At 64.9% G+C, this 21,050-nt stretch carries 26 protein-coding genes; 12 read left to right on the top strand and 14 right to left on the bottom strand.

Going from position 1 to position 21,050, the window contains the following annotated elements; genetic code table 11:
- Window positions 1–11: 11 nt before the first annotated feature.
- The 4 genes from LRP30_RS18690 to LRP30_RS18675 form a co-directional block, all read right to left on the bottom strand.
- Window positions 12–191, bottom strand: coding sequence for a hypothetical protein (locus tag LRP30_RS18690; RefSeq protein ID WP_249761303.1), 180 nt, complete (start codon window positions 189–191; stop codon window positions 12–14).
- 289 nt (window positions 192–480) lie between these two features.
- Window positions 481–759: a hypothetical protein gene (locus tag LRP30_RS18685; protein WP_249761302.1), complete on the bottom strand. Its 279-nt coding sequence runs from the start codon at window positions 757–759 to the stop codon at window positions 481–483.
- A gap of 162 nt (window positions 760–921) precedes the next feature.
- Window positions 922–1,893, bottom strand: a complete 972-nt coding sequence (locus LRP30_RS18680; protein WP_249761301.1) for an SH3 domain-containing protein — start codon at window positions 1,891–1,893, stop codon at window positions 922–924.
- A gap of 154 nt (window positions 1,894–2,047) precedes the next feature.
- Window positions 2,048–3,970, bottom strand: a complete 1,923-nt coding sequence (locus LRP30_RS18675) for an FAD-binding monooxygenase (RefSeq protein WP_249761300.1) — start codon at window positions 3,968–3,970, stop codon at window positions 2,048–2,050.
- Between the two features lie 102 nt (window positions 3,971–4,072).
- Here LRP30_RS18675 and LRP30_RS18670 point away from each other — a divergent pair, with 102 nt between their 5' ends.
- Window positions 4,073–4,537 (top strand): MarR family winged helix-turn-helix transcriptional regulator, encoded by a 465-nt coding sequence (locus LRP30_RS18670; protein ID WP_249761299.1) that lies wholly within the window; start codon window positions 4,073–4,075, stop codon window positions 4,535–4,537.
- A gap of 122 nt (window positions 4,538–4,659) precedes the next feature.
- The gene (locus LRP30_RS18665) at window positions 4,660–5,094 is read left to right on the top strand and encodes a hypothetical protein (RefSeq protein WP_249761298.1); all 435 of its coding nucleotides are present in this window, start codon (window positions 4,660–4,662) and stop codon (window positions 5,092–5,094) included.
- A gap of 84 nt (window positions 5,095–5,178) precedes the next feature.
- Here LRP30_RS18665 and LRP30_RS18660 read toward each other — a convergent pair whose 3' ends face one another.
- Entirely contained in the window at window positions 5,179–5,775 is a 597-nt protein-coding gene (locus LRP30_RS18660; RefSeq protein ID WP_164939878.1) for a L,D-transpeptidase, read from the bottom strand.
- 336 nt (window positions 5,776–6,111) lie between these two features.
- Here LRP30_RS18660 and LRP30_RS18655 point away from each other — a divergent pair, with 336 nt between their 5' ends.
- A complete protein-coding gene (locus tag LRP30_RS18655; RefSeq protein WP_128941943.1) occupies window positions 6,112–7,125 on the top strand; it encodes a hypothetical protein in 1,014 nt (337 codons plus the stop codon).
- A 389-nt stretch (window positions 7,126–7,514) separates the two neighbouring features.
- Window positions 7,515–7,745, top strand: a complete 231-nt coding sequence (locus LRP30_RS18650; protein ID WP_091888123.1) for a hypothetical protein — start codon at window positions 7,515–7,517, stop codon at window positions 7,743–7,745.
- 1 nt (window position 7,746) lies between these two features.
- Here LRP30_RS18650 and LRP30_RS18645 read toward each other — a convergent pair whose 3' ends face one another.
- On the bottom strand, window positions 7,747–8,529 hold the full coding sequence (locus tag LRP30_RS18645) for an SDR family oxidoreductase (RefSeq protein WP_128934159.1): 783 nt from the start codon (window positions 8,527–8,529) through the stop codon (window positions 7,747–7,749).
- Window positions 8,530–8,656: 127 nt separating this feature from the next.
- On the opposite strand from LRP30_RS18645, the gene LRP30_RS18640 reads away from it, so the two are divergent.
- The gene (locus LRP30_RS18640; RefSeq protein ID WP_128934160.1) at window positions 8,657–9,049 is read left to right on the top strand and encodes a hypothetical protein; all 393 of its coding nucleotides are present in this window, start codon (window positions 8,657–8,659) and stop codon (window positions 9,047–9,049) included.
- 110 nt (window positions 9,050–9,159) lie between these two features.
- Window positions 9,160–9,408: a hypothetical protein gene (locus LRP30_RS18635; protein ID WP_128934161.1), complete on the top strand. Its 249-nt coding sequence runs from the start codon at window positions 9,160–9,162 to the stop codon at window positions 9,406–9,408.
- A 22-nt stretch (window positions 9,409–9,430) separates the two neighbouring features.
- On the opposite strand, the gene LRP30_RS18630 is transcribed toward LRP30_RS18635, so the two are convergent.
- The 5 genes from LRP30_RS18630 to LRP30_RS18610 form a co-directional block, all read right to left on the bottom strand.
- Window positions 9,431–9,616, bottom strand: coding sequence for a hypothetical protein (locus tag LRP30_RS18630; RefSeq protein ID WP_027572193.1), 186 nt, complete (start codon window positions 9,614–9,616; stop codon window positions 9,431–9,433).
- Window positions 9,617–9,790: 174 nt separating this feature from the next.
- The gene (gene minE / locus LRP30_RS18625) at window positions 9,791–10,072 is read right to left on the bottom strand and encodes a cell division topological specificity factor MinE (RefSeq protein ID WP_091888131.1); all 282 of its coding nucleotides are present in this window, start codon (window positions 10,070–10,072) and stop codon (window positions 9,791–9,793) included.
- Window positions 10,069–10,884 (bottom strand): septum site-determining protein MinD, encoded by an 816-nt coding sequence (gene minD / locus LRP30_RS18620; protein ID WP_018644673.1) that lies wholly within the window; start codon window positions 10,882–10,884, stop codon window positions 10,069–10,071. Before minD ends, minE begins: the two co-directional genes overlap by 4 nt.
- Window positions 10,885–10,905: 21 nt before the next feature.
- Window positions 10,906–11,601, bottom strand: coding sequence for a septum site-determining protein MinC (gene minC, locus LRP30_RS18615; protein ID WP_128941940.1), 696 nt, complete (start codon window positions 11,599–11,601; stop codon window positions 10,906–10,908).
- A 318-nt stretch (window positions 11,602–11,919) separates the two neighbouring features.
- Window positions 11,920–12,936 (bottom strand): ABC transporter substrate-binding protein, encoded by a 1,017-nt coding sequence (locus LRP30_RS18610; protein WP_128934163.1) that lies wholly within the window; start codon window positions 12,934–12,936, stop codon window positions 11,920–11,922.
- Between the two features lie 101 nt (window positions 12,937–13,037).
- Here LRP30_RS18610 and LRP30_RS18605 point away from each other — a divergent pair, with 101 nt between their 5' ends.
- The 6 genes from LRP30_RS18605 (at window position 13,038) to LRP30_RS18580 (ending at window position 18,232) form a co-directional block, all read left to right on the top strand.
- A complete protein-coding gene (locus LRP30_RS18605) occupies window positions 13,038–13,685 on the top strand; it encodes a TetR/AcrR family transcriptional regulator (protein WP_128934164.1) in 648 nt (215 codons plus the stop codon).
- Window positions 13,686–13,766: 81 nt separating this feature from the next.
- The gene (locus LRP30_RS18600) at window positions 13,767–14,537 is read left to right on the top strand and encodes an ABC transporter permease (RefSeq protein ID WP_128941939.1); all 771 of its coding nucleotides are present in this window, start codon (window positions 13,767–13,769) and stop codon (window positions 14,535–14,537) included.
- Between the two features lie 17 nt (window positions 14,538–14,554).
- Window positions 14,555–15,592, top strand: coding sequence for an NAD(P)-dependent oxidoreductase (locus LRP30_RS18595; RefSeq protein ID WP_249761297.1), 1,038 nt, complete (start codon window positions 14,555–14,557; stop codon window positions 15,590–15,592).
- Window positions 15,579–16,400 (top strand): GNAT family N-acetyltransferase, encoded by an 822-nt coding sequence (locus LRP30_RS18590; RefSeq protein ID WP_128947728.1) that lies wholly within the window; start codon window positions 15,579–15,581, stop codon window positions 16,398–16,400. The genes LRP30_RS18595 and LRP30_RS18590 overlap by 14 nt, the downstream gene beginning before the upstream one ends.
- Window positions 16,401–16,406: 6 nt before the next feature.
- Window positions 16,407–17,462 carry a dihydrodipicolinate synthase family protein gene (locus tag LRP30_RS18585; protein ID WP_128947729.1) on the top strand — a complete coding sequence of 352 codons (1,056 nt, stop codon included), beginning with the start codon at window positions 16,407–16,409 and terminating at the stop codon, window positions 17,460–17,462.
- Window positions 17,450–18,232, top strand: a complete 783-nt coding sequence (locus LRP30_RS18580) for an ABC transporter ATP-binding protein (protein ID WP_091888147.1) — start codon at window positions 17,450–17,452, stop codon at window positions 18,230–18,232. Before LRP30_RS18585 ends, LRP30_RS18580 begins: the two co-directional genes overlap by 13 nt.
- 144 nt (window positions 18,233–18,376) lie before the next feature.
- Here LRP30_RS18580 and LRP30_RS18575 read toward each other — a convergent pair whose 3' ends face one another.
- The 3 genes from LRP30_RS18575 to LRP30_RS18565 form a co-directional block, all read right to left on the bottom strand.
- Window positions 18,377–19,465 (bottom strand): substrate-binding domain-containing protein, encoded by a 1,089-nt coding sequence (locus LRP30_RS18575; RefSeq protein WP_249761296.1) that lies wholly within the window; start codon window positions 19,463–19,465, stop codon window positions 18,377–18,379.
- A gap of 208 nt (window positions 19,466–19,673) precedes the next feature.
- On the bottom strand, window positions 19,674–19,931 hold the full coding sequence (locus tag LRP30_RS18570) for a hypothetical protein (protein WP_018322933.1): 258 nt from the start codon (window positions 19,929–19,931) through the stop codon (window positions 19,674–19,676).
- 66 nt (window positions 19,932–19,997) lie between these two features.
- Complete coding sequence (locus LRP30_RS18565; protein WP_128941969.1) at window positions 19,998–20,948, bottom strand: DUF2778 domain-containing protein; 951 nt, start codon at window positions 20,946–20,948, stop codon at window positions 19,998–20,000.
- Window positions 20,949–21,050: the final 102 nt, after the last annotated feature.

Here is a 21,050-nt window from a genome sequence, read left to right as displayed (position 1 = left end):
CCGTCTTGCGGTTACGCCGCCAATAGCTGATCGAATTCCGGCGGCGCGTAGGCCTTGCCATTCTGATCAGTGATGACGACCTGCCATCCCTCACTGGCCCACACCCTTGCCTTGGCCACGATGAGCAACCGGCTCTCGCGGGCGAAGCTGTACTTCTCGTTGTCGCGTTCTGCGACCATTTTGTAGGCCAATGCAAATCCCCTGGCGTTGCCTGCACCCGCTCCTCTCGTGGCAGCGGGCTTTGGCGGCAATTCGCCAGGAGCGTGGCAATTTGGTGCCATCCGCAGGCAGCACTGCGCCGGGCACGCTTACAGCCGGGTAACCGGATGAGCGCGCCGCGTCCGGGACGCGATCCTGCTTGTCGCGGGCTTGCTTGCCGCCAGGCGCGGAGCGCCGCAGGCGCGTCGACATATCGTGCTGAATCAGCCGCCGGCCCCGTCACGACTGTCACGGAAACCGATCGCGCCTGTCCGAGCCCCGCTAGTGGACCCGGATCACGTGCGGCCGGCCGAGATTGATCAGTCCCTGCACCGCCGAGAGGCGATCGTCGAGGGCTGCGATGGTGAGCTGCAGATTGTTGCGTCGCTCGTCGAGCATGCCTATCTCGGCGCCGGTAAGCTTTGCGCTCGCCCGTTCCTTGTGGATCGCTTCGAGCGATTTGCGCAATCCGGCAATCAGGCCGGACAGCTGCTTGGCCTCCTTGGTCATCGACCGCTTCGCGACATTTTGGCGGCGCGCCTCCGCCTGGCTCTGTCTCATCGTCATCCTCCCGTGCCCCGCTGCCCCGAGTGGATGCTTACAGCTTTCGGTAGAGATATTACGATCGATGAAATCTGCCGGTGAAGAACTGACTTAAATTGTAAGGGCCTTGCGATGGCCAAAGAAAAAGCCCGGCGCTGCGGCCGGGCTTTTTTGGCAACCCTAGTGCTTTTGATGGCCGCCGCCGGGACCGCCGGCCGGCGCATTGCCGCCGCGCGGCGCCGCATTGATGTGCGGAGCGCCGCCGCCGCCAGGGTGCGACATTGCGGGCGCAGCCGCTCGCGGCGCCGGCGTCTGCGCACGGGCATTCATCGGCGAACCGTGGCTGACGTTCGGCTGGGCGACATGCGGCGTTGCGGGCCGGGCTGCAGGCGCGGCCGCACGCGGCGCTTCATGGGCGCGCGTCATCGGCTGCGCGCGAACGGCGGCACGGCTCGCAGCACGGTCGTGCATCATGCGCGCCTGCGCCTCGCGCGCACTGCGGCTCTGCACGGCGGTTCGCTCATTCGCGATGCGCTCGCTCCGCGCGGCGCGGGTGCGGTCGATCGTAACCGCGGCGTTGCGCTTGGCGATGGCGGCGTTGGGCCGCGCGACCGCAGCATCCCGTCCGGTGACCGCGACATTGCCCCTGGCACGCACGCCGCTGCGCTCGAGTGCGACCGCCGCATCGCGCGTTGCCGCGCGACCGATGCGGGCCGCACGTGGATCAAGCGTCATCCGCGTCGCGAAGCGCTGATGCGAAGTCCAGTAACTATTCCAATAGGCATGGCGACGGTACCAGGGACGTCCCGCATAGTAGCTCGACCAGTACGAGGTCAGCACGAACGGAACGACGGGCACGTCGATCTCGTCGACATAGTCAGGGAGATAGACGTAGTGGTTGCGATAGAGATATTCGAGATATTGCGACGACACCCAGCCGCGATCGTCGGAGAAGCTCACATCGCACCAGGCATTGCCGCGCAAGCAACCATGGATGTTGACGCGGGCGCCGCCGGGGATGCGGTCGACCAGGGGAAAGCCCGTGCCCGGCCCGGCGCGCAGACCGGTCGAGACGGTGACGATGCCCGGCGCGGCCAGCGCGGCCGTCGGGGCGAGCAGCAATGCGGCAAGTAAAACGCTTTTGAGTCTCATGGCGTGTTCCTCCTCTGCCAGTCGGAACGCGCAAGCAGAACGGGCGTTCCGCGTATGGTGGTCGCATCCTTCGAAAGATCGAGATGCACACCGCGCGCGGTTCAATATTCATTCGCCGTTCATCGGCACAGCGCCCGGTCGCGCTGCCAGGCCGTCAATTCGCTGGCAACATGACGGCGTCAAAGTACGACGCAAGCGCAGCAAAGCCGTCGAGCGGCAGCACGTTCGCGACATATTGGTCCGGCCGCACCACGACCATGCAACCCGCCTTCCGGTCGATGCCGCGCATAGCGAAGACGTCGTGCCCGCTCTTGAGGTCGGGACAAAACATCTTCTCGTAGTCGATCAAGCCGTAGCTGCCTTTGCGCGGCAGCAGCAGCGACGGCATCGCCTCGACGGCAAGCTCGCGATGATCCTGCTGGAAGACCGCGCGCAGGTCGATCACGCTGTCGATGTCAGCGCCCGCGGGCGCGTATCGCCTGATCGGCGACTCCCTGGCTTCGGTGAGGAAATTGCACAGCGCGCGTATGGCCGAGCCGCCGGCGGCGGGATCTTCCGCAGGCGAAAACGCATAGATGCGGAAGCGGCCGTCGGCCTGCGCCGCATGGCCGAGATGCACCGGCTTGGCGTCCGCCAGCCGGATCACCGGCGCAGAGTGGAAGCGCTTGCCGATGACGAGACCTTGCGCAAGATGCTGATGCGCGGCCGTGCCGGTGAGAAGCGACGGACGGTAATGCGTCGCGGTCCCTGCCGTGTAACGGCCGTGCCGGACGAAATAGTCCTGCGTCTTCGCCGCATCGGCACCGCCGGCCTTCGCGGCGGAGGCGAGTATCCCGGCCCATTCACGATCGAAATCGATCAGCTCCTTGGCAACCGCCTGGCGTTCGGCCGAATAGGAATGCAGCAGGCTTGGGGCGCACTGCTTGCGCAGGACGGCGGCGAGCTTCCAGCCGAGATTGAAGGCATCCTGCATCGAGACGTTCATGCCCTGCCCCGCCTTCGGGCTGTGGGTATGGCAGGCATCGCCGGCGATGAAGATGCGTGGCAGGCGGGCGGCGACGTCGGCTTCCGGCACGTCGTCGAACTTGTCGGTGAGGCGCTGACCGATCTCGTAGACCGACCACCAGGCGATCTCCTTCACCTCGAGCGTATGCGGCTTCAAAATCCGCTGCGCCTTGGCGATCACGTCATCGGCGGTGATGTTGCGATTGGCGACGCGTTCGCCGATGTCGAGCTTGGCGAGTTCGACATAGAGGCGGACCATGTAACCGCCCTCGCGCGGGATGATCAGCAGGCTGCCGTCCTTCGCCGATTGGATCAGGGCCTTGAAACGGATATCCGGGAAGTTTGTCACCGCCAGCACGTCCATCACGCCCCAGGCGTGATTGGCGGAATCACCGTGCAGCTCACGTCCGATCGCCTTCCGCACCGTGCTGCGCGCACCGTCGCAGCCAACGACATAGCGCGCCTTGATCGTTTCGACCTTACCCTCGTTTCCGGCATCGACGCGCTCGAGGCGCACCGTCACGGCATGATCGGCGGCACCAGCGGCCGGATCGACATCGAGATCGAGCACGCGCCGGCTGTAATACGGCTCGAGCTTGGCCGGCGATTTCCGCATCACGTCGAGAAAGCCGTCATGGATGCGGGCCTGGTTGAGGATGACATGCGGGAATTCCGAAAGCCCGTCCTCGACGTCCTGCACCCGGCCGCTGCGGACGATGGTCTCTGGCTGCCGGTCGTCCGGCTTCCAGAACGTCGTCTCGTTGACCCAATAGGCCTCCTTCAGCACACGCTCGCTGAAGCCAAAGGCATGAAACATCTCCATGGTGCGGCAGGCGATGCCGTCGGCCTGGCCGACCAGCAGGCGGCCCGGCTTCTGCTCGACGATGCAGGTCTTGATATCAGGGAATTGCGCGAGCTGGGCGGCCAGCGTCAGGCCGGCGGGCCCGCAGCCGACGATGAGGACATCGACCTCTTCGGGCACGGCGCCCGCTGCACCCGAGGCCTGAACGCGCTCGGCGGGATCCGCAATCTCGGGATCGCCCGGCTGAAATCCATTCAGATGGAATTGCATGAGCACCTCTCCCGCCAAATTTCTGTCTGGATATTGCTCAGTATGCTGACTATCAGTATACTTGTCAATGATCCGCATCGTCCCTGCCAAACGGAGACCTCGGTGAAAGACAACAACGACATGCCGGGGCATCTGGCGCGCCGGTTCCAGCAGATCGCGGTCGCGGTATTCCTGGCTGAAGTCGGAGATGCCGGCTTCGATCTTACGCCGGTACAATATGCCGCGCTGGCGACCATCAAGGCCAATCCGGGGCTCGACCAGGTGACGCTCGCAGGATTGATCGCCTACGACCGCACCACCATCACCGGCGTGATCGATCGACTGGTGCAAAAGGGCCTCGTCGAGCGCCGCGCCTCCAGCCGCGACCGCCGCGCGCGCGAGCTCGAGATCACCGATGAAGGCAGGCGCACGCTGCGCAAGATCACGCCCGCCGTCGAATCTGCGCAGCGCGTCATGCTGCGCGGCCTCAGCACGAAGGAAGGCGAGGAGCTGATGCGGCTGTTGCGCAAGGCGATTGCCGCCGGCAACGAGCTCAGCCGCGCGCCGCTGCGCGATGTGCAGGCATAATAGGCCCGTCGTTTTGTACGTAATTGTCGCAGCGCCGCGAAACCTGGAACTAACGTTCGGCTGTTACGGTCGGCCCGTTCGGCGCTTAACGCGCGATTAACTTTGCGGGTCGGGAGTTTCGGATGTTCAGGTGCATTGTTGCGGCCGCGGCGATCGCGCTCTCGACCGGCCATGCGCTCGCGAATGGCCATGGCGGCGGCGACTCCCCGCCCCCGCCGAAACCCGAGGCAACGACCGCACCGGCGAAGGTGGTCCTGACCAAGCAGGGTCCCAAGCTCGTCGACCTCAAGGGCATGACGCTCTACTATTACGAGCGCGACACCACCGGCAAGACGTCGAACTGCAACGGCAAGTGCACCGAGAGCTGGGTTCCGCTCGCCGCGACGACCGACGCCAAAGCCGTCGGCGATTTCACCGTGATCAACCGCAACGACGGCAGCAAGATGTGGGCATACCGCTATCGCCCGCTCTACACCTCGCCCGCCGACAAGGCGCCGGGTGATGCCAACGGCAATGCCACGACTCTGCAATGGCGGATCGCCAGGCCGGACGAGTAGGACGAGAACGCGCCGCGTGCGCGAGAATCAGATGTGCTTCCGGTGCCGCAGATGCCGGACACATCACGCCCGAGTGAGCTTTCCTCACCCGCGCCAGAACGCGCCGGTCACGGCCTGCGCGTTTTGCCCAGGCGGCAGCACCACCACGGTCGAGCCCAGCTTCACCCGGTCATAGAGATCGATGACGTCCTCGTTGCGCATCCGGATGCAGCCCGACGAGATCGCCTGCCCGATATATTCGGGCTGGTTGGTGCCGTGGATGCGATAGAGCGTGTCCTTGTTGCCGGCATAGAGATAAATCCCCCGCGCGCCCAGCGGATTGGCGGGGCCGCCGGGAACGCGTGCCGGATACGGCCCGAGCCGCGCCTGGATGTCCGCTGTCGGAATCCAGTCCGGCCATTCCGCCAAGCGGCCGACCCGCGCGACGCCTGAGAACGCCATGGCTTCCTCGCCGACCGCGACGCCGTAGCGGATCGCCTTGCCCTCGGGCAGCACGAAATACAGGTAGCGCGCGTCGGTATCGACCAGGATGGTACCGGGCTGCTCCTTGCGATGGTAATCGACGATGTGGCGTAGATACTGCTCAGGTACGTTGGCCTTTGCGTAAGGCGTGTGCGCGAGCAACTGCCGGTCGCGAGCCGTCATGCTCGCATCCGTCGATGGCGAAAGCGTCGTCTGCATGCAGCCGCCGAGCGGCAACAAGGCGACGACGAACAAACAGAGAAGAGATTTTGGCACCACCGGCCCCCCGATAGCGCCCCCAGCCCCGCCAGATGCTGCCCAAATCGTGCTGAAAACAAGGCAAACCGGAACACGTGCGCGTGTTCGACAAAGCGGGTTCCATCACCACAAACGGCAGAAGAGCGTCGCATCATCTCCATCTCCTTGCCTTGCTTTGGTCAAACCCGGCTGGACTCGTGCGTCCCAGGGATTTGGGATGGGCCCGCCTCAACAGATCGGCTCCGCGCCAATGCGGAGGACCAAAACTTAAACATCTGGGCTTCAAAAGGAGCTGCGATGCTCGCGACGCTCAACAGCAAGCAAATCGTCGATGAGATCGTGAAGGACACGGTCAAGGACAACGACCCGCACGACGCGGTTCAGATTTCTCCCGAGATCGTGCTGGTCTCGCGCCCGGGGAGCACGGCGCCAGCGCTGGCGCCGGAGGTCGCACCCCGTCCGGAGCCGAGGTTCGCTCCGAATCCCGCGCGTGCGCCGGAGCCCACGATCAACGTCGTTTACGGCAAGCCCGCTGCGGCACCTTCGGTCGACACGGCGGTCCGTGTGACGGCCAGCGATGGTCCGGGCCATCGCAAGCGATCCGCGGTCGGCAAGTGGCTGCGCGGTGCGTTCGTCACGTTCCTGTTCGCGGGCGGCAGCGCGGCTGCCGCGATTGCCTGGGAGAAGCACGGCGATACCGCGAAGCAAATGCTCGCCGAATGGACGCCGGTAGTGACGTCGTTGATGCCTTCGATCTCGCTGATGTCTTCGACGTCGCAGACGACGCCCGTCGCGGCAGCGGAAGCCGCCCCGCCCGCAGCACCAGCGGCAACCGAACCAACGGCCGATCAACCCGCGACGCCACCTCCGACCCAGCTTGCCGCCGCGCCCGCAACGGCGCAGCCGGACACCGCGCAAACGGTGCAGTCGATGACGAACGATCTCGCCGCGATGGCGCAGCAGATCGAGCAGCTCAAGGCCAACATCGCCGAGCTGAAGGCCGGACAGGAGCAGATGGCGCGCGAGATGGCGAAGCCGCCTGCGCCGAGGCCAGTGGCTGTCGAGACCAAGCCGGTCGATCCGCGCCCACGCGCCTCTGCGCTTCCGCCGCGGCCTGCGCCGCCGGTTCGCAAGCCCAAGCCGGCCGTCACGCAGACCTACATGCCGGCCTATACCCCAGCGCCGCTTGCACCACCTCCGCCGCCATCGCAGGCTGTCGCAGTCCCGCCGTCAGCTGCTCCGGCTGCGACGACGCAAGCCGTTGCCGATGACGATGGACCAGTCGTGCGTCCGCCGATGCCGCTGCGCTAACGCAGCGCCAGGCTACACCACAGCGTCGCAACGTCGTACGCTGTCCGAGTCGATGTGATGCGTTGAGTCCGGGCGATTACGGGAAGCGATGCTTCGATCGTCTTCCGCTCAAGAGAAAAGGCCGTCGGGATTTATGCCGGCGACCTTCTCTTGCAACTGCCGGTTCCCGGAGCCCGGTTCTGTTGCGATTCCATGCTTCATGGTCGCGCCGCATGTTTAATAAAATCTTAATGAGCTCGCATGCTGCACATCATTTCTGCGCCATAAGCACAGAGATTGCGCGGCCGGATCATTCGATAAATATCGACTCGTGATACCATCCCGGATGTGTCGAGATTTCCATTGAAGACTTGTTTTTCAAACTTGGGTCATCACACCGGGGAAGTCGGATGCCATACTATTCCTTCGATCTTGTGGTTGGTGAAGAGTTCAGGAACCAGGGCGGAATCATCCTCGAAGACATCGAGGTCGCCTCCGATCGCGCCGATCAATTGGCATGCGAGCTGTCGCAGGTGAAGCCGGAGCTCCAGCAGAAGGGTTGCTCGGTGCGCGTCACCGATCGCGATCACAACGAGGTCTATCGCACGCCGCTCGATCCCGTGCCGGCCTGGCAACGCTAAGCTAATCTAGCACCGGCGGTTCGAACCAGTTCGTCAGCGACAATCCGCCGTCGACGACGAAGGCTGCGCCAGTGACATAAGCGGAGAGCTTGTTCGACAAGACGGTGAGCGCCATCGGCGCGAGATCATCGGCCTCGCCGAGACGCCCGAGCGGAATGTGCCGCGCCAGCGAGGCATCCGCGACGAACCCGCCGGCTGCGATCGCGCCGGGCACCAGCGCGTTGACCCGGATGTCGTGCTGGCCGAACGTCTTGGCGAGCTCCTTCACCAGTATCGCCATTGCCGCCTTCGCCGTCGAATAGTGCGGCAGGTTGCGCGGCGTGCCGGCATGCAGCGAGGTGAGAAACAGGAACGAACCCGGCCGCTTCGCCGCAATCAGCCGCTTCGCGATCTCGCGCGCCAGGTGAAAGCCGGCATCGAGATTGACGGCATGCATATCCTGCCAGGTCTTGCGATCGACCGCGAGCGCATGATCCGCCTCTCGCCGCGGCGGAGACGCGCTGTGGACGAAATGCGTGACGTCCCCGAGCGCCCCCTGTGCGGCGGCCAGCAGCTCATCGCAGGCTTCGAGCCTGGCGAGATCGCCGATCCAGGGCACCGCCAGCTCGGGCCTCCTGCTCGCGCCGATCGCGACCTCCACCCGCTCGGCACTGATATCGGCGAAGACGGTCCGCACGCCCTCGCCAACCAGGGCCTGCGCGATCGCGCGGCCGATGCCGTTGCCTGCGCCGGTGACGAGTGCGGTGTCGCGTGCGGGATCAAATGGCGTGCTGAACAGGCTCATGTCGCGCTCCGAGGCCGGAAAGCGCCAGGTTAGCGCACCGCACGGAGGGACGACAATTGCACTCCGGTCCCATTGCAGAGCGGCGCGCCGGACGCTAGCCTCTCAAAAAACGGAGGAGATACCAAGGATGCGCACTGGTTTTCTGATGACGGGCCTGTTGCTGCTGGCTGCACCGGCCCACGCGGCCGACGCGCCGCCGCGGTCGACCTATGTGACGATGGTGTTGCAGGCCTTCGCCGCCAAGGTCGAATGTCCGGGCACGGACCTCGTCTATCAGGACCTCGTGCAGAAGGCGCAGCAGATGCACCTTCCCGACGGCACCACCGAGAAGGTGCGTAAGGCGATCGCCTGGATGCACACCGGGGGCAAGATGGGCGAGAAGCAGGACGACGATTTGATGGCCGAGGTCGCAGTTGCGACCCAGGCGACCGATATGGACCAGCGCCGGCTCGGAATGCAAGGCTGGTGCGAGGCCCAGAAGACCAACCTCGCCGGATTGATCCGCAGCAAGGGCGGCTAGCAGGCGGCCGTTGCAGCGTTAAGCACGCTGCGACGAACCGCTGCTTCGGCTAACAATCGTCATAATCCTCCACACCATGCCGCTCTTCGAATTCGAACCGGAGAGCCCTCATGCGGAGTATCCATTTCGTTTTCGCCGGCGCAATTGCGGCCGCCGCGGTGCTGACCGCGCCCGCCCTGGCGAAGAATTCCGACGCCCAGAAAGGCGAGGAAAAATCCACCTCGTCGTCATGCAGTGCCTATCAGCAGGCGCCGGACGGATCGTGGGAACCCCTTCCCTGCAAGGAGACGGGCGAGCGCGCGCAGCCCCAGACACAGCATCGCACTCCGCAGCGAGGCGCTGACCGCGAGGAGCGTTGAGCGCGCCCAGGCCCTACGACTATCAGCTCTGGTGCGGACCGCGCATGATCTTCATGGCGTCGACAATGTGACGCCATTCCTTGGCCTCCTCGGCCTCGCCGCGGCCCTCGCAGGCTTGCGCCTGCTCGGCGGCCTTCGCAATCGCAGCGAATCCGTGCTGTTCCAGCATCTGCCGCGCGACGGTGTGGACCTGGACCTCGGACATCATGGGCGCTCTCCCGGTGGACGGAAACCGCGGTGCATCGCTCCCGCGAGTCTCTCACAACGATTGAGCCCGGGGCCTCGTTCCGTGCCGCCACCTGAGCGCACGACAAAGGCGGCCCGCCATGCCCGGCGGACCGCCTTCTCACCCACCCCAATTTGGACGCGTCGGCCGTGTCCCCTACGCGACCGCCACGCGCTTGCGCTCGATATCGTTGGGCACCTCGATATCGACTTCCAGGGTCGATACCTCGTCGCCGCGCTCGAGCCGGACGATGACCTTGGTCGGGTCCAGCGTGACATGCTTGGACACGACGGCGAGAATTTCCTCACGCAGCACACCGAGCAGATCAGGCTGGCCACGCATTCCGCGTTCATGGGCAAGCAGGATCTGCAACCGTTCGCGAGCGACGGGTGCAGTGGCTTTCTTGCCGCGGAGAAGTCGAAGCAGACCCATGCTCATGCAGCCCTCCGTCGCAGCAGGCGGTCCATCAGACCTCTGCGCTCGGCGGGAACGTGCATCGTCACGTTCTCGCCGCAGAGGCGCTTGGCCGCGTCCATATAGGCTCGCGCCGGCGCTCCATCCGCGTTCGACAGCGTCACCGGCGTGCCGACGTTGGAGGCCTTCAACACGTCCTGGCTCTCGGGGATGATGCCGAGCAAGGGTGTTGCGAGGATTTCGAGGATATCGTCGATGGTCAGCATCTCGCCGCGCGCGGCGCGGGAGGGATCGTAGCGGGTGATGAGAATGTGCTTCTCGACCCGCTCGCCCTTCTCGGCCCGCACCGTCTTGGAATCGAGCATGCCGATGATGCGATCGCTATCGCGCACCGACGAGACTTCCGGATTGGTGACGATCACGGCCTCGTCCGCGAAGCGCATCGCCATGGAGGCGCCGCGCTCGATGCCGGCCGGGCTGTCGCAGATCACCCAGTCGAACCGGCTGCGCAGGTCGGCGATGACCTTGCCCACGCCCTCTTCCGTCAGCGCGTCCTTGTCGCGGGTTTGGGAAGCCGGCAGCAGCCAGAGATTCTCCAGCCGCTTATCCTTGATCAGCGCCTGCGGCAGCTTGGCCACCCCCTGCACCACGTTGATGAGGTCGAACACGACGCGGCGCTCGGCGCCCATGACGAGGTCGAGATTGCGCAGGCCGACGTCGAAATCGACCACGACGACCTTGTCGCCGCGTTGCGCGAGCGCAGCCCCCAACGCGGCGGTCGTCGTGGTCTTGCCGACCCCGCCCTTGCCTGATGTCACGACCAGTACCTTACTCATCTGAAATGTCTCCTTTGCTGGTCAGTTCAGTGCTGTAATTCGCATGGTATTCCCCTGCAGCCAGGCCTGCGCCGGCTTGCCACGCAAGGCGGCGTCGATGTCGTCGGCAGTCTGATAAAATCCATCGATCGCAAGCAGTTCGGCCTCGATCTTCTGACAATAGATGCGCGCGCTGGTGTGACCGTTCACGCCCGCCATGGCGCGGCCGCGCAGCGCGCCGTAGACGTGGATGGAGCCGCCGGCGACCACCTCGGCACCGGAGCCGACCGAGCCGAGAATGGTGACGTCGCCTTCGGGGAAGATCACGGTCTGGCCCGAGCGCACCGGGTTTTCGAGCAGCAGCGAGGTCGGCTTGGCTGTGACTTTGTCAGCCTTCTTGGGCGCGCTCGGCTCGACCACGCAGCTGCGCCCGCCCGAGAGCAGCGGCGGCATGGATGGCGTCAGCCGGCCGTCCTCCACGCCCTCAATGCCGAGCACGCGGATGTTGCGGTCCTGCAGGCTGGTCAGCAGATGGGTGATGCCGGCTTGGCTGAGGTCGACCGAGGACAGGTCGATCACCACGGGCCGGCCGGCAAAGAAGCCCGGAGAGCGCGCAATCGTGGCATCGATCTCCTGGAGCCAGTCCTGGATCGGGACCGTGGGCACGAACACGAAGGCCACGTAGGAGCGCCCGCGCAGGCGCACCATCTGGCGTTGGACTTTTGCTGCAGCCTCCATAGCGGCCGACTCGTTCCCCGTTATTGAATGGTTAACGATGCGGCGGATATGGTTAACGGCGAGTTAATTTCTCTCGGGTCATGTGGAAGGGCGCGGCATTGGGCGGATGCGCCCGCCCCAACAGCGCTGTCATGCCCAGGCTTGCCGCCTTCGCTAAAGCTTCGGCGGCCGAGCACCCCCGTGGCCCCGGCGTAGCCTTGGCGGAGCCGGGACCGGGGCATCCAGTACGCCGCAGCTTCTCGGCTCTAATTCAGACGTCTCTGGAATACTGGATCGCCCGCCTACGCGGGCGATGACAGAGAGTATGGGGCAAGCCCCTTACTTCTTCACCTTGCTCGCATCCATCTTGATGCTCGGATCCAGCATCTTGGTCGTGAACGCCGTCGTCACGTCGAACGGCTTCTCCATGCCGAGATAGGTCTGGACCAGCTCGTAGTCCTTCTTCATCCGCTCGCCGTCGATCCAGCCGAGCGCCTTCGTCGTCGTGAACTCGTCGGTCATCAGGAACTTGATGCGTTCCCACTGGCGCTCCTGGTTCTCCTTGTCGAGACCGGAGACCTGATCGAGCAGCGCTTTCAGGCATGGCGTGACGTCGGCGACGCAGGCCGCAAAGGCCTTCTGCGTGACGCGCACGAACGCTTCGACCACCTTCGGATTCTTCTGGAGATAGGCGCCGTTGACGATCAGCGAATTGCCGTAGGGGTTGAGCCCGATGTCCTTCCAGTTGACGTAGCCGAGATCGGGCCCGAACTCGATCACCTTCAGATCATGCTCGTTGTAGAAGTCGCTGATGATGTCGACGGTGTGGCTCTTCAGCGCCGCGATCTTCGCGGTCGGCCCGACATTGACGAAGCCGACGGAGTCGGGCGCAAGGCCTGCGGCCTTGGCGAAGGCCGGCCACATCACGCGCGAGGCATCGCCTGGCGGATTGCCGATCTTGTGCCCGGCGAAATCCTTCACCCCGTTCACGCCGTAGCTTTTCAGCCAGTAGAAGGTCTGGCCGGTATTGGCGTAGACGCTCATCACCGCAACGGCGTCGGCGCCCTTGCTCTTGGCCACCAGCATGGTGGCGAGATCGGCGACGCCGAACGGCGAGCCGCCGGAGCCGACCTTGGCGGCGGAGACACCGGAGCCCTTGCCGGTCTCGATCGTCAGGTCGATCCCGGCCTTCTCGTACCAGCCTTGCGCCTTGGCGTAATAATAGGGCGAGTGATCGGCCGTCGGCGTCCAGTTCAGGATCAGATTGACCGCCTCGCCCGCGCTCGCGGACACCGCCGACACACCGAGCATCAGGGCCAACACCAGGGCAGAGCCCGCCGCCTGCAAATGCTTCATCGCACCTCTCCTCATTGCCGCGACCCCGGCTTGTCGCTCTCCCCATGTGAGGATACCAATGCAACAAGCCCGCCCTCAACTTGTCAACTGTTTGGTTGGAAATGCCCGCAAAACGATCTGGCGACACCGTGCCGCAGCGCCGCGATCCCGTCGCCACCCGCAACAAGCTGCTGACGGCGGCGCGCCTGGAATTCGCCCGGCACGGCTTTGCGGGGGCCCGCGTCGACGAGATCGCCGAGCGTGCCGGCGTCAACAAGCAGCTCGTCTATCACTACTTCGGCGACAAGGACGCGCTCTACCTCGCCGTGCTCGAATGGGTCTATGAGGACATTCGCGAGCAGGAGCGCAGGCTCAATCTCGAAGGCCTGCCGCCGGAAAAGGCGATCCGCAGGCTGATCGAAGCCTCATTCGACCACCTCGCGGCAAACCCTGATTTCATCGTGCTCTTGAACGACGAGAACCGCGGCGGCGCCCGCCACGTCCGCGGCTCGAGGCGGCTGGAAGCGATGCATTCCCCGCTGGTGAGAAGCGTCTCCCACATCCTCAACGAGGGGGTGCGCGCGGGCGTGTTCCGCAAGGGGATCGATCCCGTCCAGCTCTACATCTCGATCGCGGGCCTCAGCTATTTCTTCTTCTCCAACACGCCGACGCTGTCGGCGATCTTCGGCAAGGACCTATCGAGCCGCGCCCAGCGCCGCGCCCGCCGCAGGCACGTCGCCGATCTGGTGCTGCAGTCGCTCCGGCCATAATCAACCAACTGGTTGAAACTCCCCTGAAGGCCGGTTAGGCTCGTCGCAGCGGCAGATGACCGCGGCAACAGGGAGCAACCGGTGACAGCAGACGCGGCCCGCACCTCGCGCAGCTTTGCGATCATCCTGATCGTGCACCTCGCCGTGCTCGTGCTCTGGCAGGTCATGGTCGATGCCTTCCACGTGCCGAAATTCATCCTGCCGTCGCCGCTTGCCACCGTGCAGACGCTGGGAACCGCAGGCTATGCCTGGGGCGCCAACACGCTGGTGACCGCCATCGAGATCCTCGGCGGCTTCGCACTCGGCGCCTTCGTCGGCGTCGCGCTCGCGGTGATCTTCAGCTGGGCGCCGTTGCTCAGTCTCGTGCTGCTGCCGCTGTTCGTGACGCTGAACATGATCCCGAAGGTCGCGCTCGGCCCGCTCGTCATCGTCTGGTTCTCCTACGGCATCGTGCCGAACATCCTGATCGCCTTCAGCATCTGCTTCTTTCCGATCCTGCTCACCACCGCGCGCGGCCTGCGCGAGGTCGAGCCTGACCTGCTCGATCTCGTCAAATCGCTGCGCGGCTCGCGCTGGACGCTGTTCCGCAAGATCCAGCTGCCGGGATCGCTGCCTTACATCTTCTCCGGCATGAAGGTCGGCGCCATCCTTGCGGTCGCCGGTGCCATCGTCGGCGAGTTCATCGCCTCAGAGCGCGGGCTCGGCTACCTCATGATCCAGGTTCAGTCCTCGCTCGATACGCCGGCGATGGTGATGGCGGTCGTGCTGCTGACGCTGCTCGGGGTCGCTCTCTATGGCCTGGTGCTCGCCCTCGAACGCATGTTCGTGGTCGGCGACGCCAGGCAGAACTAAGACCAAGGACCAAATCCATGCTGCTCACCCGCCAGACGCTGCCGAAGACCATTCCGGATGTCGCCGCGCTCGACGAGCTCCTGTGCCGGCCGACGCAGGCGCTGATCGATGACCTCGCCAAGGTCGAGGGCGACATCATGATCCTCGGAGTCGCCGGCAAAATGGGGCCAACGCTGGCGGGGCTCGCGAAAGCCGCCGTGCCGGATCGCCGCATCATTGGCGTCGCGCGCTTCAGCGATGCCAGCGTCAAAGACTGGCTGCATGCGCGCGGCGTCGAGACCATCAATTGCGATCTGATGGACGACAGCGCGATTCAAGCGCTGCCCAAGGCGCCCAACATCATCTTCATGGCCGGCCGCAAATTCGGCGCCGAGGGCGATCTGTCGCTGACCTGGGCGATGAACGCGCATGTGCCGGCCCTGGTCGCGCAGGCCTTCCCCTCGTCCCGGATCGTGGCGTTCTCGACCGGCTGCATCTATCCCTTCGTCCCCGTCATCGGCAAAGGCTCGACCGAGGACATGGCACCGAACCCGCCCGGCGAGTACGCCCAATCCTGCGTCGGACGTGAGCGCATGTTCGAGTATTTTTCGCGCAAGTTTTCGACACCGGGCCGCCTGTTCCGGCTCAATTACGCGATCGACATGCGCTATGGTGTGCTGCACGATATCGCCACGAAGGTGCTCACGGGCACGCCGATCGACGTCAGCCTGGGCCATGTCAACTTCATCTGGCAGGGCGATGCGTCCTCCCAGGCGCTGCGCTGCCTTGCCCATTGCACGACGCCGACCTCTCCGATCAATGTCAGTGGCCACGAGATTCTGGCGGTGCGCGATCTCGCGCAAAAATTCGGCGCAAGGTTCGGCCGCGCGCCGGTGCTGACAGGCAAGGAAGAGCCGACGGCATGGCTGACCGACACGTCGAAGGCAGTCGAGCTGTTCGGCTTGCCCGTCGTCGACACCGAGCAGTTGATCGCCTGGACCGCGGATTGGGTCTCCCGCGCAATGCCGAGTCTCGGGAAGCCCACCAAATACGAGGTGCGCGATGGACGCTACTGACGGCCCGCCCATCATCAAGCTCGGCGTCGAGGACGCGATCGCCGGGCTGGCGCTGTCGACGGAAGCGCACTGGAACCAGACCGAAGAGGACTGGCGTGTTTTCCTGCGCGACGGCGTCGTGTTCGGCATCCGCGACGGCGCGCGACTGGTGGCGACCGCAGCACTGCTGCCCTATTCCGGCAACAACGCCTGGATCAGCATGGTGCTGGTGTCCGCAACGCATCGGCGCCGCGGCCTTGCAACACGCCTCGTCGATGCCTGCCTGGAAACAGCGCGCAGGAATGGCCTGACGAGCTGGCTCGATGCGACGCCCGACGGCGCCAATGTCTACGGGCCGCTCGGGTTCACACCGACCCTGCAGTTGCGCCGGCTGAAGCTGAAGAAATCTGCGCAGGCGTCCGCGCCGGTACCATCCGCCGCAACGCTCGAGGCGCTTTGTGCCCGGGACCGGCGCGCCACAGGGTTCGACCGGACCGCTCTGCTGACCGCCTTTGCACAGCGCTCGGGGTCACGCATCGTCACTGCAAACGGATGCATCGCGTTGGTCCGCGACGGCAGAACCGCGCGCCATATCGGCCCCTTGTTCGCAAATCATGCAGCCGAAGCGCTGGCTCTCATTCACGCGATCGCGGGGTCCGAGGACCGGCCGCTCCTGCTCGACGCCATCGCCTCGCAGGGCGCGTTCCTGGAGGGATTGACCGCCTCGGGCTGGACCATCGAGCGGCCGTTCCAGCGCATGCGGTTCGGCCCCGCCACCATCGCTGCCGAAGAAACGCCATTCGCCGTTGCGGGCCCTGAATTCGGATAGGACATCATGCACCACAGCCAGATCAACAGCGACATCCGCAAGCTGATCGCCGAGGGCACAGTGCTGCCGGCACATCCCCTCGCCCTCACTGCCGAGCGCCAGCTTGACAAGACGCATCAGCGCGCGCTGACGCGCTATTACATCGATGCCGGCTCAGGCGGCCTTGCCGTCGGTGTGCACACGACGCAGTTCGCGATCCGCGACGTCGGCCTCTACCGTCCCGTGCTCGAGCTCGCTGCCGAGACCGCCGCGAGCTGGACCACGCGGCCGCTAGCGCTGGTCGCTGGCCTTGCCGGCCCAACCAGCCAGGCAACCGCCGAAGCCCGCACTGCACGCGACATCGGCTATCACGCCGGCCTGCTCAGCCTCGCCGCGATGAGGAACGCCTCCGAGGACGAGATCATCGCGCATTGCACCGCGATCGCCGCCGAGATTCCACTGGTCGGCTTCTACCTCCAGCCGGCCGTGGGCGGCGTCATTCTGTCGAGCCGGTTCTGGCAGCGCTTCGCTTCGATCGACAACGTCATCGCGATCAAGATCGCGCCGTTCAACCGCTATCGCACGCTCGACGTGCTCCGCGGTGTCGCGGCCGCCGGCGCGCTCGACCGCGTTGCGCTCTACACCGGCAATGACGATCATATCCTGCTCGACTTGATGCTGCCGTTCGACCTGCGCGACAACGGCGTCACCACACGCACCTATTTCAAAGGCGGCCTGCTCGGCCATTGGTCGGTGTGGACGGCGAGCGCCATCAAACAGTTCGAGCGCTGCAAGGCCGCGCGGCACAAGGACAGCGTGCCGGCCGACCTGCTCGCACTCGATGCTCGCGTCACCGACTGCAACAGCGCGTTCTTCGACGTCGCCAATAATTTTCACGGCTGCATCGCGGGCTGCCACGAGGTGCTGCGACGCCAGGGCCTGATGAAAGGTTTGTGGTGCCTCGATCCGAACGAGGGCCTCAGCCCCGGCCAGAAGCAGGAGATCGATCGCGTCACTCGCGAGCACGCCGATCTCAGCGACGATGCCTTCGTCGCCGCCAACCTGAACAAATGGCTGGCATGACCGAAGAACCCTTCATCAGCCTGCAAGGCGTCCGGAAAGTCTACCGCAGCGGCGGTGCCGAATTCCTGGCGGTTTCCGACGTCACCATGGACGTGCAGGAAGGTGAGCTCGTCTCGCTGGTCGGCCCGTCCGGCTGCGGCAAGACCACCGTGATGAAGATTTTGGCCGGCCTGCATGGCGCCGACGGCGGCACCGTGAGAATAGGCAATGCCAAGAGCCCGTTCGATCCGACCCGCGACATCGGCATGGTGTTCCAGCAGGCGCTGCTCTTGAAGTGGCGCACTATCCTGGACAACGTGCTCTTGCCGGCCGAGATCGTCGGCCTGCCGATGAGAGCCGCGCGCGAGCGGGCGCGCGACCTGCTCAATCTGGTCGGGCTGGCCGGCTACGAGCAGAAATATCCGCAGCAGCTCTCCGGCGGCATGCAGCAGCGCACCGCGATCGCGCGCGCCTTCATCCACGATCCGAAGCTGATCCTGATGGACGAGCCGTTCGGCGCGCTGGATGCGCTGACACGCGAGCAGATGAATCTGGAGATGCTCCGGATCTGGCGCGAGAGCGGCAAGACCATCATCTTCGTCACCCATTCGATCCAGGAGGCCGTCTTCCTGTCCTCGCATTGCGCCGTGCTGACCGCGGGACCTGCGAAGATGGCCGATTATTTTGCAATCGACCTGCCCTTCCCGCGTGATCTTCCGCTGAAGACCACGGATGCGTTCGGCGCCTATGCGCGAAGGATCTATGCGAAGCTGGGGCTGGGGGCGGCGTAGACCGCTTGCTCAGGTCCCGTAGGGTGGGCAAAGCGAAGCGTGCCCACCAGGGCCAGCCGAGCAAGTCGTGGTGGGCACGGCGCAAGTGCGCCTTTGCCCACCTTACGGGAGCGCGGCGCAATCGCGGCACCGCGCCCCTCAAGCTCAGGTCTTGCGCGTCTTGCTGAGCAGATAGTTGTCGTAGAAGTTTTCCGCGATCTGCGTGTAGAACAGCAGCTCCTTCATATAGGCGTCGTGGCTGTCCTTGGTCCGCTTGAACAGGTCGCTCTTGGCGGCGAGCTCGTTCAGATGCTCCTGGGTCGCGTTGTAGCAGGCTTCCAGCACCGGCTGCGGGAACGCCCTCAGCTCCGCGCCGTTGGCGATCAGGCGCTTGAGCGCCGCCGGATTGACGCTGTCGTATTTCTCGAGCATCCAGGCGCCGGCCGCCGATGCGGCCTGGTTGACGATCGCCTGGTATTGCTTGGGCAGCGAGGCCCATTTCTCGTCGTTGACGACCATGTGCAGCATGGCACCGCCTTCCCACCAGCCCGGGAAATAATAGTATTTGGCGACCTTCTGAAAACCGAGCTTCTCGTCGTCATAGGGACCGACGAATTCCGCGGCATCGATCGTGCCCTTCTCGAGGGCGGGATACACATCGCCACCGGCGATCTGCTGCGGCACGACGCCGAGCCGCGCCAGCACATGGCCGCCCATGCCGGCGATGCGGAATTTGAGGCCTTTGAGGTCGTCGACGGTCTTGATCTCCTTGCGGAACCAGCCGCCCATCTGGGTGCCGGAATTGCCGCACAGGATGGCGTGCGCCTTGAAGGGCTTGAGCGCTTCGTTGGTGAGGCCGGCGCCGCCGCCGAAGTGCCACCACGACTCCTGATGGCGATGGTTCATGCCGAAGGGTGCGCCGGTGGCATAGGCCAGCGCGGGCTCCTTGCCGATGTAGAAATAGAGCGGCGTCTGCGCCATCTCCACCGAAGCAGTGCTGACGGCATCGAGCGCCTGCAGGCCGGGCACGAGCTCGCCGGCGGCGAAGGTCTGGATCTGGAATTTGTTGTCGGTGGCTTCCGCGACGTATTTCGCAAACGTCTGCGCCGTGCCGTAGATGGTGTCGAGCGATTTGGGGAAACTCGAGGTCAGGCGCCATTTGATCTCGGGCGCGCCTTGCGCGATCGCAGGGGCCGCAACCAGCGTCGTTGCGCCCGCGACCGCGCCGCCCTTGAGGAATGTACGGCGTTCCATGATGGGGTCTCTCCCTTGAAGTCAGTTTTCAAACATATTGGTTTGGAGCTACGGTCTTCGCGGACCGTTTGCCCGTTCCGATGGCGGAGTTCAAGCTGGGACAGAAAAGGTCTGTAGCCCGGATGGAGCGCAGCGCAATCCGGGAAGGTGCCACTGACGCGCACGACCCGGATTACGCTTTCGCTCCATCCGGGCTACGAAGCTGTCGCTAGAGCAGCTTCGCGCTGACGAACAGCGCACGCACGGCGTTGGTCGCCTGCACTGCCAGCATGGCGTTACCGGCAGCGCCCTCCAGCGCCTCAACGGCGTCCTCATGCAGGGAGCGGAATTCCATCCATTCCACCGACTTGAAGTTGGTCAGGAACTGGTAGGCTTGGCCGACGGTCGCAATCGCCAGCGTGTCACCGTTCAGCTTGATCTTGAACGTCGTGCGCAGCGGGGTCTCGGAACTTGATGGATCACTCATGGGCTGCTTCTGGACGAGGACGATTTAACGAAGGGGAAACGGCAGCCCCGCCGCGGCAGGCAAATATCAGGAATCGGTGCTCGCGCGCTGCGAGGCGGTCGCAGACCCGCGCAGATTCGGCACCACGACCAGACGGTTGAACTCGCCATTGTCGTAGGCCTTGATGAAACGGTCATAGTCCTTGATCGAGACGCAACCGTTGGAATCGCCGCGGGGTCCGAGCATGTAATTGTGGGTGAGCAGGCCGACGCGGCCGAGCGCGCTGGTGCCTTCGACCGGAGTCATGCGCAGCGCCCGGACGCCGTGGAACAGCTTTTCGCGCGGCTTCAGATCGTAGGTCGCCGGCGGCGTCGCACCGACCATCCGGCGGTCGACATGGTCGGGATTGTCCATCATCGGGCCGAAGCCGGAATGGGCCTCGAGCGCCACGCCGCCCGGCAGGTAAACCGCCTTGGCCGAGATGTCATAGACCGCGGTCCGCGAATCGTAGCCGAGGGCCGCAAGATCGGGCGCCTTGTTGAACAATCCGCTGTCGGGCGTCAGCGAGGCCAGCTTGATCTTGTCGGTGAATTTTTCGAAGAAATTGCGGTTATCGACCCGGGGGCTGGTATCGGCATACGCTTGGCTGGATGCGATCTGGGAGGCGAGATCGGCCTGGACCGGGCGCGAGCGCGGCATCGGGACGGCGTCGGCGCGCTGCGAGGGCCTCGCCTCCTCGGCCGGGGGCTGGTCGTCCTCGGTCAAGGTCGAGCGCCAGTCATCGCCCTGCAGCTTCTCGGCAAGCATGGCCTTGGCATCGCGAAGCTTGAGCTGGACCGCGTTCAGGGCGGAGCGCTCCAGCGTCCGCAGGCCGAGTTCGCGGGCCGGCGGATTGGCGGAGGCCAAAGCGAAACGGTCCTCGAATGAAGGGGCATTGGCCGGCGGCAACGCGGCGGAGACCAGCGGTGTCGAATCGCCCATATCCGCAACCCACGCGGCAGCGCCAAGCGCCAGCGCGATCGCTGCCAGCGACAGCAAAGTCTTTTCGGCTCGCCCGACACGGCGGCGCGACAACAGCCTCTCGGCATGTGCTGCGTCGGAAACCATCAGATCCCCAAATCGACCCCCGGGGGCGCCCAA

This window comes from Bradyrhizobium sp. C-145 (assembly GCF_023375135.1).
In the GTDB taxonomy this organism is placed as follows: domain Bacteria; phylum Pseudomonadota; class Alphaproteobacteria; order Rhizobiales; family Xanthobacteraceae; genus Bradyrhizobium; species Bradyrhizobium zhanjiangense.
The sequence above is the reverse complement of the archived record's forward strand: the minus strand, read 5'-3'. Positions and strand labels throughout refer to the sequence as shown.